Genomic DNA, 13,684 nt, shown 5'->3' with positions numbered 1-13,684 from the left:
CGCGTGCGCGTGTCCTACGGACAGGTCACGGGGGCCCCGAACCGAGCAGGGTGAACGCCCCGTACACACCGGAGGCGAGGGCGAGCCCGGCGAGGACGGGCACGGCGGTACGGGTCCGCACGCGCGCGAGGGCCACGGCGGGCGGAAGGAGCAGCCCGAAGGCGGGCATCATCAGGCGCGGCCGGGAGCCGAAGTAGGCGGCGCCGACGAGCGAGACGAACACGACGCCGATCGTGTAGACGAGCAGTGGCAGCGGCTGGCGCTGCCGCACGCACAGCGCGATCAGCCAGCCGAGCAGCGCGAGCGCCGCGCAGAGCCCGAGGGCGGCGGGCCACGGCAGGCCCGCGATGAACGTGGCGAGGGCGACCCCGAAGTCGATGGAGTTCCCCCAGGCGGCCTGGACCTCGAAGTAGGCGGTCGGGCTCCCTTGGCGAACGCCCACATAAGCGACATACGCGAGCCAGCCCAGCGGGGCGATGAGCACCCCGGCCACCGTCCGCAGGGACAGCCGCCGTTCCCGTACGAGGGTGGCGAGGGCCGTGATGCCGAGGGCGGCGATCAGCGCGGCGGCCGTCGGCCGGGTGAGCCCGGCGGCCGCGCACAGGACACCGGCGAGGACCCAGCGCCCGCGGAGCACCGCGTACAGCGACCAGGCGGCGAGGGCGGTGAACAGCGTCTCGGTGTAGGCCATGGACTGCACGAAGGCGGTCGGGTACACGCCCCAGAGAACGGCGAGGAGCACGCCCGCGCGTGGCCCGGCGACATGGGCGCCGCACTTCGCGATGCCCCAGGCGGCGGCGAGGCCGGCGGTCCAGGAGACGAGGAGCCCGGCGGTGGCGGCGTCGACGGGGAGGACGGCGGAGAGGCCGCGCTCCAGGGCGGGAAGGAGCGGGAAGAAGGCGAGGTCGGAGTGGACGTCACCGTTCGGCAGGGTGACCTGGTACCCGTATCCGTGCTCGGCGATCCGCACGTACCAGACGGAGTCCCAGCGCCCGTCGAGCCGGTGCAGCCCGTCCTTCCCGGTGGCGCCGGCCGCGATGGCGAGGACGATGAGCCCGACGAGCCGGGTGGCGGCGTACCCGCCGAGGGCGGCGAGGGTGGGGCGGTGGGGTCGGTCGGTCCGGTCGGGTCGGTCGGTCCGGTCGGTTCGGTCGGGACGGTCGGGCCTGGTCAGGGGCATGCGCCCGATTATCCCGAGGAGCCCTTTGCGATCACCCGAGGGGCCTTATGCGGACGAACTTCGCGGCCATGACGGGACCGAGCTGCTCGACGATGGCGTGCCCGGGCTCCTGCGGCGAGGGCAGGTCGCCGAGGAAGGAGGTGACGATGACCTCGTCGATGCCGAGGACGCCACGCGCGCTCTGCTCCTCCAGGAAGTCGAGCGTGCGGCGCCAGTCGGCGGCGTCGGGGGCTTCCCCCAGGAAGGACCGGACGGTGTCCTGGACGACGTCCCAGAAGAAGACGTGCGGCAGGACGCCGCCCTGATGGAAGACGTGGGTCTCGTACGTCCTCCGGAACTCGGGGATCCGGGTGACGAGGTCACTGACCAGTTGCACGCTGGGGGCCGGGTGGGGAGTCGCGCTCGGGCTCGCCGTCATCTGTCCAGAATGCTCCTGCCGAAGGGGGTTGTCCCGCCGGATTTACGCTTTCCTGGCGACGTCTTTCGCCTGGTTTTCCACAGGGGGTGCGAAGTGTCCCTCTTTCGTGAATCGTTGGGCGTATGTACGAGTTGGCGATCCTCGCCAGGGGCGGGGTCCTCCTGACGGTCTGGGCGGTCGCGGCGGGCTGGGCGCCGGGCCGGCTGGCCGGACGGCTGCGCCGCGACGGCTGGCAGCGGATCTGCCGGGGCGCGTGGGCGGCCCCGGGGAGGGAGGTGGACTGGCGGCTGAGGGCGACGGCCCTCCAGTTCCTGCGCCCGGAACTGGTGTGCAGCCACGGGACGGCGGCGCGACTGCATCGCATCGAGCGACTGGGAGCGGCGGACGCGGACAGCCGACTGGATTTCACGGCCCCGGCACCGACCCGCTCGGCGCTCGGCCTGCACCTACGGATCCACGGCACGACGTTCCTGACGTCCCGGGACTGGTCGAACCGACGCGGGCTGCGGACGACGACCCCGGCGCGGACGGTCGGCGACCTGATACGGACTTCGGCGACCCGGGAGGAGGCGGTGGTCGTCGCGGACTCGGCACTCGCGCGCCGGGCGGTCGGGGGCGTGCGGCGGGAAGCCGTCGTCCGGTACGAGGAGCTGGTCGCCGAACTCGCCGCACCCCGACCGGGCGGGCCCCGCGCCCGCACCTGGCTGCGCCTGACGGAACCGGCGTCGGGCTCCCCGGCGGAGACGGTGGCCCGGCTGCGGATGGGCGACACGGGCCTGGTCCCCGAATGCCAACCGACCCTCCTCACGGCGAACGGCCGGCCCCTGCGCCCGGACTTCCTGTTCCGGGCGGCGGGCCTGGCGGTGGAGATCGAGGGCTACGCCTTCCACGGCACCCGCCGCGCCCACGAACGCGACGTCGCCCGCTTCAACGCCCTCCAGTCCTGCCCGGAGGTCCGCCGCGTCCTGCGCTTCACGGCGAGGGAGATCTTCCACCACCCGGACCGGATGACGGGGACGATCCTGGCGGCGCTGAGCCTGTGAACGTCGTGTCACCGGGGTGCCGTTGTCAGAGTCTGTTGACTCGCCAGGCGATCATGCCCGTTGCCCCTGCCCTTCCTGTCACATTGACGAGCAGGTCGGGTGAGCCCGGGAAGCGCACATACGCCATGGACTGATCGCAAGGAATGACCTTGGATGCCGTGCCTGCAGGAGGCATGAAGGAGACTTCCACCTCTCCGCTTCCCGCACACACAACGACAAGCTTGTATTCGGTCTCCTTGTGCAACCCGGCCCGCGTGTGGACTCCGTCCTGGACGCGCTCCTCCCCCGATGCGACAAAGCCCATACTGCCAGCAGGCCGGATAGTGGGCCCGAGAGGGTAACTACGCCTTGTCCGCGCGGAGTTCGGCGTGCCGGTGCCGCCGTGTTCCCCGGCGGGACCGGACGGCGGGCATGCCGCGGATGAGCGGTTTGAGGGCGAGGCTGTCGTGCAGGTTCGCGCCGGACACGACGACGGCGGCTGCGGCCCTTGCCGAGGCGAACCGCCCCTCCTGCGGCGAGGGCGCGAACGTCAGGGTGAGGGGACGGCCACGCCGCTCGCGTCGACGGTGAACCGGCCGTTCTGCGCGACCGTGGCGTTCCAGCCGTAGCTGGAGAAGGTCGGCGCACGGCTGACGCCGGTCGGGTTCGCGCGGTCCCCTCCCCACGTGCTGCCGAGGCGGTCCTCCTCCATCAGCTGCGTCCACAACTGGTCCCGGCTGCCCGGGACCACGTGGCCGGTGCAGACGGCGTCCCGTTCCGGGGCCATCGCCCAGGTCGCGTCGCCGTCCGACCGGGTGCTGAAGCCCGCCGACGGTGTCGTCTCCTCCGTCGGCGTGCCGAAGATCGACTCCGCGAACACGGCCCGGTTCACCTTCGCGATGACGGCGGCGCTGTCGGGAAGCACCGGGTTCGCCGCGTACAGCGTCCGGCCGACGTGCTGCCCGTCGAGCGGATTGTTCAGCAGGAGCGTCCCCTGCTGGTCGAGGCGGAAGAAGGGGAGGTGACTGCGGTCGCAGCCCTCGGGGTACGGGCAGGAGCCGTCCGGGAGGTACGGCCTGAGGCTCGCGTTGCCCGGGTCGTCGAGTCCGTTCCGGAACCGCGTCGAGTGGCCGTAGCCGAGCAGGCTCGGAGCGAAGGTGTCGATCCCCGCCCGGGCGAGGGTCCGCTGCATGCTGAGCGTCCCGCCTTCCGGGGCGCCGATCCGCCGCGCCGCCCGGAGAGGGAGGCTCCGGCCGCCCGCACGCCGAGACCGCGCAGCGACCACGTCCGGTTCGCACGCCCGCCGGCCGCGGGCTCATGTCGGTCGGGACGGCAGGGCATCACGTCTCCCGCGAGTTGATGCGTGTCGGTCCGGCACGGACGGCCTCCGCCATAGTGGCCGTCACGTGCGCTTCCGCCGCGACCGACACATCCGGGTCCGCACGGACGGCCCAATGAGGTCCTGGTCGGCCGCCGGCACCACGGGGACGAGAACGGCGGCGCCACGGGGACGAGAACGGCCGGACCTCGTACCAGTACGCCAGGATCGCCGGCTGACAGACCTGCCGACGCACCCGGCCCGAACGGGCCTCCGCTCCGGCCCGACCGGACCCCTCGCCGGGTCCACCGGCAGCTCAGCGACAGCGGCACCTTCCGCACCACGCCCCGCCCTACGGCAGCCACCGGCGGGGCGCGTCGTCCCTGCTTCGGGAGCCGGTGGCGCGGTGACGCTCTCGGAGCCGACCGCACTGCCGACGTGTGTCGGCAATGCCTCCCGCCCCAGCCACACAGCCGTTTTCTCCGACTTGCGGACTATTCATCCGGGTATGACGCGGCGGTGTGTCCGCATGCCCGGCGCCGGTCTGATGTGGCTTGATCGTCGGGCGGTCCCAGGCGGGGACCACATATCCCTCCCAGTCGGCATCCCTGGTCAAGGAGTCCCGAGCGTGAGACTGACCAAGCAATACGCGGTATCCCCACGACGTGGCGCCCAACGGCTGCGGCAGCCGGTCCGGCGCAGCGCCGTCATGCTCGCCGCGGCGGCACTGCCGGCGGCCTTGGTGGTACCCCTGGCCACGCCCGCCGAGGCAGCGCCCGTGAGCGTCACCTTCACCCCCGGCGCCAACCAGCCTTTCACCGTCCCGTCCGGCATCACCCAACTGACCATCACCGCCACCGGCGCCGCAGGGCAGAACGGTCAGTACGGAGGAGTGGGCGGTGCGGGCTCCACCGTCACCGGCACCGTCAACGTGCCGTCGGGCACCACCACCCTCTACGTCAACGTCGACACGGGCGGAGGCGCATCGGGCAGCTCCTTCCATGAGGGCGGCGCCGGTGGCGGAGCCAGCGACGTGCGTACCTGCGACTCCACCAGCCCCAGCTGTTTCCTCACCGGCGTCAGCTCCACCGACCCCCGGCTGATCGTCGCGGGCGGCGGAGGAGGCGGAGGGGCCGGCGTCGACTTGTACCCCACCCCCGAGGAGACCGGCGGGAACGCGGGAGTCACCGGTCAGACCGGTGGCAGCAGGCCCAACGGCGGCGGAGGGGGAGGCGGGGGAACCCAGACGGCCCCCGGCGCGGGTGGAGCCGCGTGCGCCAACGTCGGCCCCGTGACCAGCACACCCGGGACTCCCGGCGCCGGCGGTACCGGCGGCAACGGCGGCGGCCCCTTCTCCGGCGGAGGCGGCGGAGCCGGCTGGTTCGGTGGCGGCGGTGGCGGCGGCTGCAACTTGATCCAGGCCGATGGGACCTACGGGCCCGGTGGCGGCGGTGGCGGCTCCAACCGCGTCCCGGCGGGCGGTACCTCCGGACCCGCCACCGGCCCGGCCTCGGTGACCATCACCTACGAACAGGCCGGCGGGAACAACGGCGGAGGCAACGGGTCGGGGTCGATCCTGCCCATCAACCTCAGCGGCATCCTCCCGATGTTCAACAACATCAGCATCAACAACAACCTCAAGAGCCCCGGAGCCACCAACACCACCACGCAGAACCTCGGCCTGAACACGCCCTGAGGGCGTTGCTTCGTACCGTGCGGTGAGGTGAGCGGGGCGGTCCGGGCGTATGCCGCCCGGACCGCCCCGGTTCCGCCGGTACGTGTCACGGCTCGAAGCACTACCGGTCGGCGAGACGCCGGCCTGGAGCGCAACGCCGATCCGTACGCCCGCACGTACGCCACCGGCGCGGTGGTCGCCACCGCGGCCCTCGGATCATTCCCACGTCGCAGGAGGCCGGTCCGCGAGGAAGTCGCGGACCGGCCTCCTGTGCCCGCGCCCCGCCCTCAGTGCGTGGTGCGGGGGAAGGAGATCTCGACGCGCCGGTTCTTCTTCCGGCCCTCCTCGGTGCCGTTGTCGGCGATCGGGTAGTCCTCGCTGTACCCACGGATGTCGAACGTCGTCCCCGGGTCGAGGGCCCGCGCCAACACCTGCTGCACGGCCACGGCCCGCTCCTTGGACAGCTTGAGCCCGTGCTCGTACGTCCCGAGGTTGTCCGTGAACCCGAAGACCCGGACGCGTCCGGACCCCATCTTGTTGATCTCGGCGGCGATGGCGGCGATACGGGCGTTGGCGGCGGGCGAGAGTTTGGCGCTGTTCTTCGGGAACAGCACCTCGGCCTGCAGCGCGAACGTCACGTCCACGTTGGTGTCCTGGCGCCGTTGTTGCCCGCCCTCCTCCTCGACGATCTGCTTGATGTCGAGGACCTTGGCGGGGGCGAGGGTGGCGCCGTCGGGGAGCATCAGCCCCGGGGAGTTCGGGTCGATGACGGGTGCGGGCGAGGAGGTGCCGGCGGGCCCGGGCGCGTCATCGGCGTACGCAACGGGCACGGCGAGCGGCCCCAGGGCCACGCACACGAGCACGAGGGCGGCGAGGCGGCGGTTTGTCGTCGTCGTCATGGCGTCGCCTCAGGAGAGCTTGAGGGTGGCGGGTTCGAAGGTGGGGAGTTGGAACGAGACCTCGGTGGTGGAGGCGGGGGGTGCGGGGAATTGCATGAAGACGTCGGTGGACTTGCCGGGCCCGATACTGTCGAGCCCCGTGGTGGTCAAGGGCCGTCCGTCTGTGTCACGCAGCACGTAGTACCGCTTCTTACCCACAGAGTCGACGAGAGTTGCTCCGCCCAATGTCAAGCCATGCTTGATGACTTCCGTCTCGTCCCCTCTCATCTCCACGGGCAGGAGGACCGAAGAGTCAGAGGAATTCGTCAGCTGTCCCTTGATTGTGAGGAAGCCACCCGCATCACGCTCAGCAGAATGGATCGAAAGCTCCACGCCCTTCTGTCCCTTAACGACAGCCAGCGTCTCTGTCGGCTCCTCAGCCTCTTGCGAGCCCTGGGTGGCTGGTGCTCCCTGCCGCGGCGCGGCACTCGTTGAGGCCGGCTTGTTCTCGCTGGGCTTCTCCTCGGCGCCGCACCCGGTCGCGAAGAGTGCCACGGACGCGATCGCGACGGCGACCACCCCTCTGCGGGTCTTCCTTGTGTAGCGCGCGTTCATGAAGCGGGCTTCCTTTGCTCGTCGCGGGTCAGTTCGACAGTCGGACTCTGAAGAGATCTGCGGCACTGGGGAGGAGGCTCGTGCTTTCAGGATCGATCACCCACGACTTTCCACCACACACGAGGTCAACGACAGGTGGCTCGTCGTCAGGCTCTCCTTCACCCTCATCGGGGCTCGTGGGCGTCGGATCCGGGGTGGGCTCCGACGGATCTGGGGTGGGCTTCGGCGGGTCGAAGGTGCAACGCGGCTCGAGTACAGCTTCAGCAGACGCAGTCGCCTCTCGACCCGTCGTACGTACAGTCACCCTGAAGCCGCGGTCCTCGGTAGCAAGAGACACGCATCCGAGGTTTGTGACCACAGCCTCATTTCGCGCCGCAAACTCCTCTGCCTGCTGACACGCCGAGCCTTCGTCGGGGTCCGCCACGCCCTGAAGGAACCTGTTCCACTGCCCCGGATCGAGGATCACTTCAATCCAGCCGTCTCGCAGCTGCTCTCGGGCATCCTGAGCCGCTGCGAGAGCTGCTGCGTCTGCAGCGGTCTGGGCGCTGTTCCGCGTTAGAGCAGCCTGCCCCACCAAGAAGTAGGCGAACGCCAGAAACAGGAGCCCAGCAATGACCGCGATGTAGACGGGGAACGCCTGCCCCGCTTCGCCCTGACCTCGAAGCGTGCCTACGAGCCACCTGTGAGGTCGGAGATCTTCTGGCGAATCGCGTTCATGATCGATGTACCGATGTCCGTGCCGGTGATCGCCACCACAATCGCCACCACCACCACGATGATCCCCAGGTACTCCACCGCCGTCTGGCCGCGGTCCCCGCGGCTCATGCGGGTCGCCAGTGCGACCTTGGTCTTGGTCAGGGCCTTCAGCATCGCGTCGTTCATCGTGGTCCCCTCCGCGTTCAGACGCCTGCGCATGGGCACGGTACGCCGACGGGCGGGTCGGCGGACAGGGCCCGTGGGCCCCGGTACGGGCCCCGGTCATCGGGTGGGCCTGGTGCCCAGCAAGGAGGCTATGTCCTCGGCGTATGTGTGGGGGTGGAGTTCGGCGAAGGCGCGGCCGATGTGGCGCTTGGCCGGCTTCTCGGCGATGGGACAAGTCGCGGCGACCTGCCGGTTGTTCAGGCCCGTGTCGATCAGGTCCATCACACCCACCCCTCTCACACTCGGTCCGCACTCTGTCACATGCGGTTGCGCGCGCGAAGCAGGATCCTCAACCTGAGGTGAGATTGAGACAGTTGCCGCCATCCCCGCGGGGCGGAGTGGACGCCCGTACGTCAGTCGCCGGCCTCGGGCAGCTGCTCGGTGACGAAGGAGCCCCTCGCGCGCACCGTCACGATCAGCTCCCGCTCGCGCAGGATGTCGAGGGCTCGACGGACGGTGTTGGAGCCGACTCCGTACTCCTGCGAAAGGATCAACTCGCCGGGCAGGCGCGTCCCCGCCGGGAACTCCCCGCTCCTGATCTTGCCCTCAAGAATCTTTGCGAGCTGTTCGTAGTGGTAGGCGGCGGCACCGGGATTGATCTGCTCTGTCACGCAATCGAACATAAGCGTCCGACAACGTTCGCGCATCGTCGACAACTGTCAACCACTGCCGTCCACTGTCGGCCGCTTTCGACATCGGCTACGCTGCGCACACGAAAGACCCCGGCGAGTGCGGTAACACTCCCGGGGCACGGCCAACCTGAAGGAAGCAGGTCGACATGACAGACCTTATCCGCGCCCTCTTCTTGTGGGTGAGGCTGGTGTTCGGTACGCGGCGCGGCGGCCGGCATCGGGCCCGTACCCCGCAGTGGGCAACCCACCAACCATCGCTCCGCCCGGCCCCAGCTCCGGCACCCGCCCCCGCGCCACCCGCCCCGCGTTCGCCGTACGGGAGCGACGTCCCCCTCGACGGCCACGCGTCAGCCCTCGTCCGGCCCTACCTGCTCGCGGACGAGCAGCGGCAGGAGCGGGCCCGGCAGCGGCAGCGGCGGCTCGCGATGGTGCTCGCGGCGGACTTCGGCATCGACCTCGACATCCGGGACCTGTACGGGCTGGGGGTGGCGTGATGACTGCCGGTTCGGAGCCGTGCGGGGCTCGGCCTCCCGGGCCTGGGTCTCACCGTCCGCCGTGCGTGCTTCCCGCCGGGCACGAGGGCGAGCACCGTGACCCGTTCACCGTGACGGAGGCGCGGCGGCCCGTGCGGATGTGTGTGCGCTGTGGCGTGATCACCAGGGACCCCGTCGTCGTCTCCGAGGTGCACCAGAGTTCCGGACCCGGTTTCAACGTCTACGCCTGCCCGGAGTGCGCCTCGTACTACCCGCCCGTGCCGGACGTGCTCGATCTGTTCAACGACCGGGACCGACGCCGGTGATGCCGTAGGGGTGCCGCGGACAACGGCGGTCCTGAGCCGTCGTCGTCCGTGGCCTCAGGCCCTCACTCGCCGCCCGTCACCACCCCGAAGTCCGTCCCCGTGCCCAGGAACAGGCCCGCGCCCAGCAGGATCATCGTCGCCGGGACCATCAGCGTCGTGATCACCATCGTCGCCTTCGGGACCGCCTTCGCCGCCTTCCGGCGGGCGTTCTGGGCGTCTGTCCGCCGCATGTCGTTGGCGATCTGTATCAGCGTGTCCACGATCGGGGCTCCCAGCTCCTCCCCCTGCTGAAGGGCCGTGACGAACTGCGCCACCTGCTCCGAGTCGTTGCGGCGCCGCAGTTCGTCGAAGGCCTGCCTCCTGCTCACGCCCATGTCCATCTGCCTCAGCGTGATGCGGAGTTCGTCGGCCCAGGGGCCCTCGTACTTCTCCGCCACCCGTTCCAGGGCCTGCCGGAAGCCCAGGCCCGCGCTGACCACGACCGCCAGGACGTCCAGGAAGTCCGGGAGGGTCCGCTCGATCTGGTCCTTGCGGATGCGGACCGCCGACCAGATCCCGACCTCCGTCCAGAACGCCCCGAAGGCAAGCAGCAGCAGCGCCGTCACGTACGAGCCCTTGCTGATCATCACCAGGCCGCCGAGGCCGCCCAGGAAGCCGTACACCGCCCTTCTCGCCCCGTACCGGTCGATCGTCAGGCCGCCCGGGTTGCCCGCCAGGTCGATGCGGCGGCGGACGGCGTTGACGCGCTTCGGGCCCATCAGGCGGAGGACGGCCGGCGACCAGCGCATGCCCAGGCGGTCCACCGCCGAGTCGACCGCTCCCGTACGGGTCGCGCCGACCTCCAGGGCCAGTTTGAGGTCGTCCGGGAGCTTCGCGTCGGCGCGGTACAGGCGCAGGCCGTACGCCATGCCCGCGACTGCCAGGCCTGCCAGGAGGGCTAGGAGGAGGTCCACTTCGGCTTTCGTCCCTACACGTCGATCTTCGAGAAGCGGCGGATGACGGCGAAGCCCACCACGTACAGGGCGAACGCAGCGATGACAGCGAACTGTCCGATGCCCGAGCTGGTCATGCGGTCGAGGGCGCCCGGCTGCATGTTGTCGATGAGCAGGAGCGAGCCGACGCCGATGACCGGGACGGAGTACGCCGTCATGCTCACCTGCGAGAGCTGGGTGCGGACCTCGCGCCGGGTCTCCTTGCGCTCCTCCAGGGTCTCGGTGAGGTTCCGCAGGGAGGAGACGACGGTGCCGCCGGCCCGGTTGGCGAGGACGAGGGTCGTGACGAGGACGACGAGTTCGCGGGAGGGGAGGCGTTCGGCGAGCTCCCCGAGGGCGTCGTCGAGGGAGGTGCCGACCGCCAACTGCTGTGCCACCTTCTCCAGTTCGTCTCCCGCCGGGGCCTCCAGCTCGTCGGCCGCCAGGCTCAGGGCCATGCGGAGGGCCAGGCCGGCCTGGGTGGCGTTTGCCAGGATGCGGGAGAGTTCCGGGAGTTGGTTGATGAACCGCTCGATGCGCTTCTGACGCTGCCAGTTGAGGAAGCCGACCGCGACCCAGATGCCGAGGAGTCCGCAGATCGGACCGAAGAACGGCGACAGCGCCGCCTGCCCCACGACCCAGAGGACCGCCACGGTCGCCGCGAGCGCCACCGTGAACTCGCCGGGCGTGATGTCGAGGCCCGTCGCCGCGATCCGCAGCTCCAGCTTCCGGCCCAGGGCCGTCTTCCGTACGCGGCGGTCCACGCCCCGGAAGCGGCGCCTGCGGCGGCCGGTCACGGCCTCCGGATCACCTCTCTCGTCGAGGCGGGCGACGAGCGCGGCGTGGCGGCGGGCCCCGCTCGCGTACGTCTGGACGCCGACGACGCCGAGCACACAGGCGAGCAGCGTCACGCCGGCCGTCAGCCAGAAGGGGTCCGTCATCATCGCCGCGCCTCGCGTCGCCGGGTGGTGGGGGCGTGGGGCGTCATCACCGCTCCCCCGGTCGCCAGGTCGGGTCGGTCGAGCCGTCGGCCGTCATCGCTCCGCTTCCCGGTCGCCACGTGGGGTCGCCGGTCATCGCCGTACAGCCGCCGGTCATCGCCGTGCGGCCGCCGGTCATCGCCGTGCGGTCGTCGGTCGTCGCTGTGCGCGCGTCGGTCATCATTCCGCCTCTCGGGTGGCCAGGTGGGCGTCCGTCGCCGCCACGCCGAACGCCTGCGGGATCGGCTGCCCCGCCAGGTAGAGGCGTTCGGCGACGCGCCGGGGCAGCGGGTGGTACGTGAACCGCCCGTACACCCGCCCGTCGGCCGCGATCGGCTGCGCCTCGAAGCGGCAGACCGTGGCCAGCAGGAACCTTTCCCGGCCGTGCGAGGCGAGGACGGAGATCTCGGTGATGCGGCGGGTGCCGTCCGGGTGCCGGGTGAGCTGGACGAGTACGTCCACCGCGCTGTTGATCTGGTCCCTCAGCGCCTCGAACGGCACCTTCACCTCCGACATGGAGGCGAGGGTCTGGAGGCGCATCAGGGCGTCCTCGGCCGAGTTCGCGTGGACGGTCGCGAGGGACCCGTCGTGGCCGGTGGACATGGCCTGGAGCATGTCGAGCGTCTCGCCGCCGCGGACCTCGCCGACGATGATGCGGTCGGGGCGCATGCGCAGGGAGTTGCGGACGAGGTCGCGGATGGAGATGGCCCCGCGGCCCTCGATGTTCGGCGGGCGGGCCTCCAGGCGGATCACGTGGGACTGCTGGAGCTGGAGTTCGGCCGAGTCCTCGATGGTGATGATCCGCTCGCCGTCCGGGACGAGACCCGAGAGGGCGTTGAGGAGGGTCGTCTTCCCGGTGCCCGTGGCGCCGGAGACGATCAGGTTGAACTTGGCTTGAACCAGCCCTGAGAGCAGGAGCAGCATCTGCTCGTCGAGCGAGCCGAGGCCGATCATCTCGTGGAGCGTGTACGCGCGGGGGAAGCGGCGGATGGTGAGGGTCGCCCCGGTGAGCGAGAGCGGCGGGATGATGACGTTGACGCGCTCGCCGGAGGGGAGCCGGGCGTCGACCATCGGATTCGACTCGTCCACGCGCCGGTTGACCGTCGACACGATCCGCTCGATCGTCTGCATCAGCTGCTCGTGGGAGGCGAAACGGAGCGGGAGCAGTTCGACGCGGCCGCCGCGCTCGATGAAGATCTGGTCGGGGCCGTTGACCATGATCTCCGTAATGGAGGCGTCTTCGAGGAGCGGTTCGAGTACGCCGAGCCCGAGGGCCTCGTCGACGACCCGGCGGATCAGCTGGGACCGCTCGGCGGTGGAGAGGACCGGGCCCTCGCGGCTGATGATGTGGCCGAGGACGCGCTCCAGACGGGCCCGCCGCTCCGCCGCCGCGAGCGCGGACATCTCGGTGAGATCGATCTCCTCCAGGAGCTTGGCCCGGAAGGCGGCGACGAGGTGGCCGTCCTCCCTGGCGGCCGCGCTGCCGCCCTTGTCCTCGGGGGCGTTGATCCGGGCGCGCAGGCTCATGGCAGGTCCTCCTCGTCGGGCGTCTCGGGCATCGGCATGGTGGCGGTCTTCTTGATGTCGTCGAAGCTCCAGAAGGGGACGACCTGGGGAATGCGTACGGTGACGGTGGCGACGACCTCGTCCCCGCTGGGGATGACGTTGACATCGGTGGCCCAGCTGGCGGCCGCGTAGCCGGCCGCCGTGGCGTCGGGCGCGTCCTCCGCGTCGCTGCTCGCCGCCCGAGCGGCCGCCCGCGCCGCCGTGCCCGCCTGCTGGGCGGCGTACGCGGCGACGCCGAGCTGAAGGCCGGCGAGTCCGACGATGAGCAGGAGGGGGAGGAAACCGAGGTACTCGATGGCGGCCTGCCCCCGGTCGCGCCGCCGCCTCCGCCGGTCGTTTCTCATGGCGTGGCGCCCTTCTCATCCACGGCGGCCGCCTTGCCGTCCACCCGGAAGAGACCTCCCACACCGGGGACCAGGGCCGGTACCTGGAGACTGACCACCGCGGTCACCATCCCGTCGCCCGGTGGGCAGCTCACCTCGGCCCCGTCCCGCCAGGCCCCGTCCACGTGCCGCAGCCCGGCCTCCTGACAGTCGTCACCCACAGCCGCCGCCCGCGCCGCCTCATCCGCCGCGTTCCCCGCAAGCGTGTACGTGTACCCCACCAGAACGACCTGCCACAGCAGCGCCAGCGTCAGCAGGATCAGCGGCACCATGCCCAGGAACTCCACCGCCACCTGCCCCCTGTCGTCGTCCCGGTACGTCCGCAT

The 13,684-nt window shown here is 70.9% G+C and carries 20 protein-coding genes and 1 pseudogene; 4 read left to right on the top strand and 17 right to left on the bottom strand.

Translation table 11 applies throughout. The features are described from left to right. Positions 1-25: 25 nt before the first annotated feature. The gene (locus SVTN_RS24400; protein ID WP_052499286.1) at positions 26-1,180 is read right to left on the bottom strand and encodes a hypothetical protein; all 1,155 of its coding nucleotides are present in this window, start codon (positions 1,178-1,180) and stop codon (positions 26-28) included. 31 nt (positions 1,181-1,211) lie between these two features. After that, positions 1,212-1,598, bottom strand: coding sequence for a DUF7674 family protein (locus SVTN_RS24395; protein WP_052499285.1), 387 nt, complete (start codon positions 1,596-1,598; stop codon positions 1,212-1,214). Positions 1,599-1,720: 122 nt separating this feature from the next. On the opposite strand from SVTN_RS24395, the gene SVTN_RS24390 reads away from it, so the two are divergent. Next, the gene (locus SVTN_RS24390) at positions 1,721-2,641 is read left to right on the top strand and encodes a hypothetical protein (protein WP_041131018.1); all 921 of its coding nucleotides are present in this window, start codon (positions 1,721-1,723) and stop codon (positions 2,639-2,641) included. 341 nt (positions 2,642-2,982) lie between these two features. On the opposite strand, the gene SVTN_RS46220 is transcribed toward SVTN_RS24390, so the two are convergent. After that, on the bottom strand, positions 2,983-3,108 hold the full coding sequence (locus SVTN_RS46220; RefSeq protein ID WP_281192482.1) for a hypothetical protein: 126 nt from the start codon (positions 3,106-3,108) through the stop codon (positions 2,983-2,985). Between the two features lie 62 nt (positions 3,109-3,170). Next, a complete protein-coding gene (locus SVTN_RS24380) occupies positions 3,171-3,812 on the bottom strand; it encodes a hypothetical protein (protein ID WP_041131017.1) in 642 nt (213 codons plus the stop codon). Between the two features lie 754 nt (positions 3,813-4,566). Here SVTN_RS24380 and SVTN_RS44385 point away from each other — a divergent pair. Beyond that, positions 4,567-5,634 (top strand): hypothetical protein, encoded by a 1,068-nt coding sequence (locus SVTN_RS44385; protein WP_159026497.1) that lies wholly within the window; start codon positions 4,567-4,569, stop codon positions 5,632-5,634. Positions 5,635-5,900: 266 nt separating this feature from the next. On the opposite strand, the gene SVTN_RS24370 is transcribed toward SVTN_RS44385, so the two are convergent. The 7 genes and pseudogenes from SVTN_RS24370 to SVTN_RS24350 form a co-directional block, all read right to left on the bottom strand. Then, positions 5,901-6,512 carry an OmpA family protein gene (locus SVTN_RS24370; protein ID WP_041131016.1) on the bottom strand — a complete coding sequence of 204 codons (612 nt, stop codon included), beginning with the start codon at positions 6,510-6,512 and terminating at the stop codon, positions 5,901-5,903. Positions 6,513-6,521: 9 nt separating this feature from the next. After that, complete coding sequence (locus tag SVTN_RS24365; protein ID WP_041131015.1) at positions 6,522-7,106, bottom strand: hypothetical protein; 585 nt, start codon at positions 7,104-7,106, stop codon at positions 6,522-6,524. A gap of 28 nt (positions 7,107-7,134) precedes the next feature. Then, positions 7,135-7,530 carry a hypothetical protein gene (locus SVTN_RS46405; RefSeq protein ID WP_342669716.1) on the bottom strand — a complete coding sequence of 132 codons (396 nt, stop codon included), beginning with the start codon at positions 7,528-7,530 and terminating at the stop codon, positions 7,135-7,137. A gap of 87 nt (positions 7,531-7,617) precedes the next feature. Then, a pseudogene (locus SVTN_RS46400) lies at positions 7,618-7,830 on the bottom strand (pilus assembly protein TadG-related protein); the annotation flags it as partial. Next, positions 7,776-7,988, bottom strand: a complete 213-nt coding sequence (locus SVTN_RS24360) for a Flp family type IVb pilin (protein WP_174518283.1) — start codon at positions 7,986-7,988, stop codon at positions 7,776-7,778. The pseudogene SVTN_RS46400 and the gene SVTN_RS24360, both read right to left, overlap by 55 nt. Positions 7,989-8,084: 96 nt before the next feature. After that, a complete protein-coding gene (locus SVTN_RS44380; RefSeq protein ID WP_159026496.1) occupies positions 8,085-8,249 on the bottom strand; it encodes a hypothetical protein in 165 nt (54 codons plus the stop codon). A 131-nt stretch (positions 8,250-8,380) separates the two neighbouring features. Further along, positions 8,381-8,638, bottom strand: a complete 258-nt coding sequence (locus SVTN_RS24350) for a GntR family transcriptional regulator (protein ID WP_245727620.1) — start codon at positions 8,636-8,638, stop codon at positions 8,381-8,383. Between the two features lie 167 nt (positions 8,639-8,805). Between SVTN_RS24350 and SVTN_RS24345 the strand changes: the two genes are divergently transcribed. After that, positions 8,806-9,153, top strand: coding sequence for a hypothetical protein (locus SVTN_RS24345; RefSeq protein WP_041131013.1), 348 nt, complete (start codon positions 8,806-8,808; stop codon positions 9,151-9,153). 155 nt (positions 9,154-9,308) lie between these two features. Beyond that, a complete protein-coding gene (locus SVTN_RS45130; RefSeq protein ID WP_218922736.1) occupies positions 9,309-9,458 on the top strand; it encodes a hypothetical protein in 150 nt (49 codons plus the stop codon). A 62-nt stretch (positions 9,459-9,520) separates the two neighbouring features. Here the strand turns inward: SVTN_RS45130 and SVTN_RS24335 are convergent, their stop codons facing one another. From SVTN_RS24335 to SVTN_RS24315, 6 genes are read right to left on the bottom strand one after another with little or no spacing between them, the layout of a single operon-like run. After that, positions 9,521-10,411 carry a DUF5936 domain-containing protein gene (locus SVTN_RS24335; RefSeq protein ID WP_041131012.1) on the bottom strand — a complete coding sequence of 297 codons (891 nt, stop codon included), beginning with the start codon at positions 10,409-10,411 and terminating at the stop codon, positions 9,521-9,523. Between the two features lie 14 nt (positions 10,412-10,425). After that, complete coding sequence (locus SVTN_RS24330) at positions 10,426-11,373, bottom strand: type II secretion system F family protein (protein ID WP_041131011.1); 948 nt, start codon at positions 11,371-11,373, stop codon at positions 10,426-10,428. Between the two features lie 43 nt (positions 11,374-11,416). After that, positions 11,417-11,590, bottom strand: coding sequence for a hypothetical protein (locus SVTN_RS44375; protein ID WP_159026495.1), 174 nt, complete (start codon positions 11,588-11,590; stop codon positions 11,417-11,419). After that, positions 11,590-12,936, bottom strand: a complete 1,347-nt coding sequence (locus SVTN_RS24325) for a TadA family conjugal transfer-associated ATPase (protein ID WP_041131010.1) — start codon at positions 12,934-12,936, stop codon at positions 11,590-11,592. The genes SVTN_RS44375 and SVTN_RS24325 overlap by 1 nt, the downstream gene beginning before the upstream one ends. Then, positions 12,933-13,319 carry a TadE/TadG family type IV pilus assembly protein gene (locus SVTN_RS24320; protein WP_041131009.1) on the bottom strand — a complete coding sequence of 129 codons (387 nt, stop codon included), beginning with the start codon at positions 13,317-13,319 and terminating at the stop codon, positions 12,933-12,935. Before SVTN_RS24320 ends, SVTN_RS24325 begins: the two co-directional genes overlap by 4 nt. Continuing rightward, entirely contained in the window at positions 13,316-13,684 is a 369-nt protein-coding gene (locus tag SVTN_RS24315) for a TadE/TadG family type IV pilus assembly protein (RefSeq protein ID WP_041131008.1), read from the bottom strand. Before SVTN_RS24315 ends, SVTN_RS24320 begins: the two co-directional genes overlap by 4 nt.

It is taken from the genome of Streptomyces vietnamensis, assembly GCF_000830005.1.
Classification (GTDB): domain Bacteria; phylum Actinomycetota; class Actinomycetes; order Streptomycetales; family Streptomycetaceae; genus Streptomyces; species Streptomyces vietnamensis.
The sequence above is the reverse complement of the archived record's forward strand: the minus strand, read 5'-3'. Positions and strand labels throughout refer to the sequence as shown.

Bases quoted from the DNA above. Each gene is read 5' to 3' on its own strand.
- SVTN_RS24395 (WP_052499285.1), bottom strand. From the start codon at position 1,598: ATGACGGCGAGCCCGAGCGCGACTCCCCACCCGGCCCCCAGCGTGCAA.
- SVTN_RS24315 (WP_041131008.1), bottom strand. From the start codon at position 13,684: ATGCGGACGTACCGGGACGACGACAGGGGGCAGGTGGCGGTGGAGTTC.
- SVTN_RS24370 (WP_041131016.1), bottom strand. From the start codon at position 6,512: ATGACGACGACGACAAACCGCCGCCTCGCCGCCCTCGTGCTCGTGTGC.
- SVTN_RS24400 (WP_052499286.1), bottom strand. From the start codon at position 1,180: ATGCCCCTGACCAGGCCCGACCGTCCCGACCGAACCGACCGGACCGAC.
- SVTN_RS24325 (WP_041131010.1), bottom strand. From the start codon at position 12,936: ATGAGCCTGCGCGCCCGGATCAACGCCCCCGAGGACAAGGGCGGCAGC.
- SVTN_RS44375 (WP_159026495.1), bottom strand. From the start codon at position 11,590: ATGACCGACGCGCGCACAGCGACGACCGACGACCGCACGGCGATGACC.
- SVTN_RS24320 (WP_041131009.1), bottom strand. From the start codon at position 13,319: ATGAGAAACGACCGGCGGAGGCGGCGGCGCGACCGGGGGCAGGCCGCC.
- SVTN_RS24330 (WP_041131011.1), bottom strand. From the start codon at position 11,373: ATGATGACGGACCCCTTCTGGCTGACGGCCGGCGTGACGCTGCTCGCC.
- SVTN_RS24365 (WP_041131015.1), bottom strand. From the start codon at position 7,106: ATGAACGCGCGCTACACAAGGAAGACCCGCAGAGGGGTGGTCGCCGTC.
- SVTN_RS24390 (WP_041131018.1), top strand. From the start codon at position 1,721: ATGTACGAGTTGGCGATCCTCGCCAGGGGCGGGGTCCTCCTGACGGTC.
- SVTN_RS24360 (WP_174518283.1), bottom strand. From the start codon at position 7,988: ATGAACGACGCGATGCTGAAGGCCCTGACCAAGACCAAGGTCGCACTG.
- SVTN_RS24380 (WP_041131017.1), bottom strand. From the start codon at position 3,812: ATGCAGCGGACCCTCGCCCGGGCGGGGATCGACACCTTCGCTCCGAGC.
- SVTN_RS24345 (WP_041131013.1), top strand. From the start codon at position 8,806: ATGACAGACCTTATCCGCGCCCTCTTCTTGTGGGTGAGGCTGGTGTTC.
- SVTN_RS44380 (WP_159026496.1), bottom strand. From the start codon at position 8,249: ATGGACCTGATCGACACGGGCCTGAACAACCGGCAGGTCGCCGCGACT.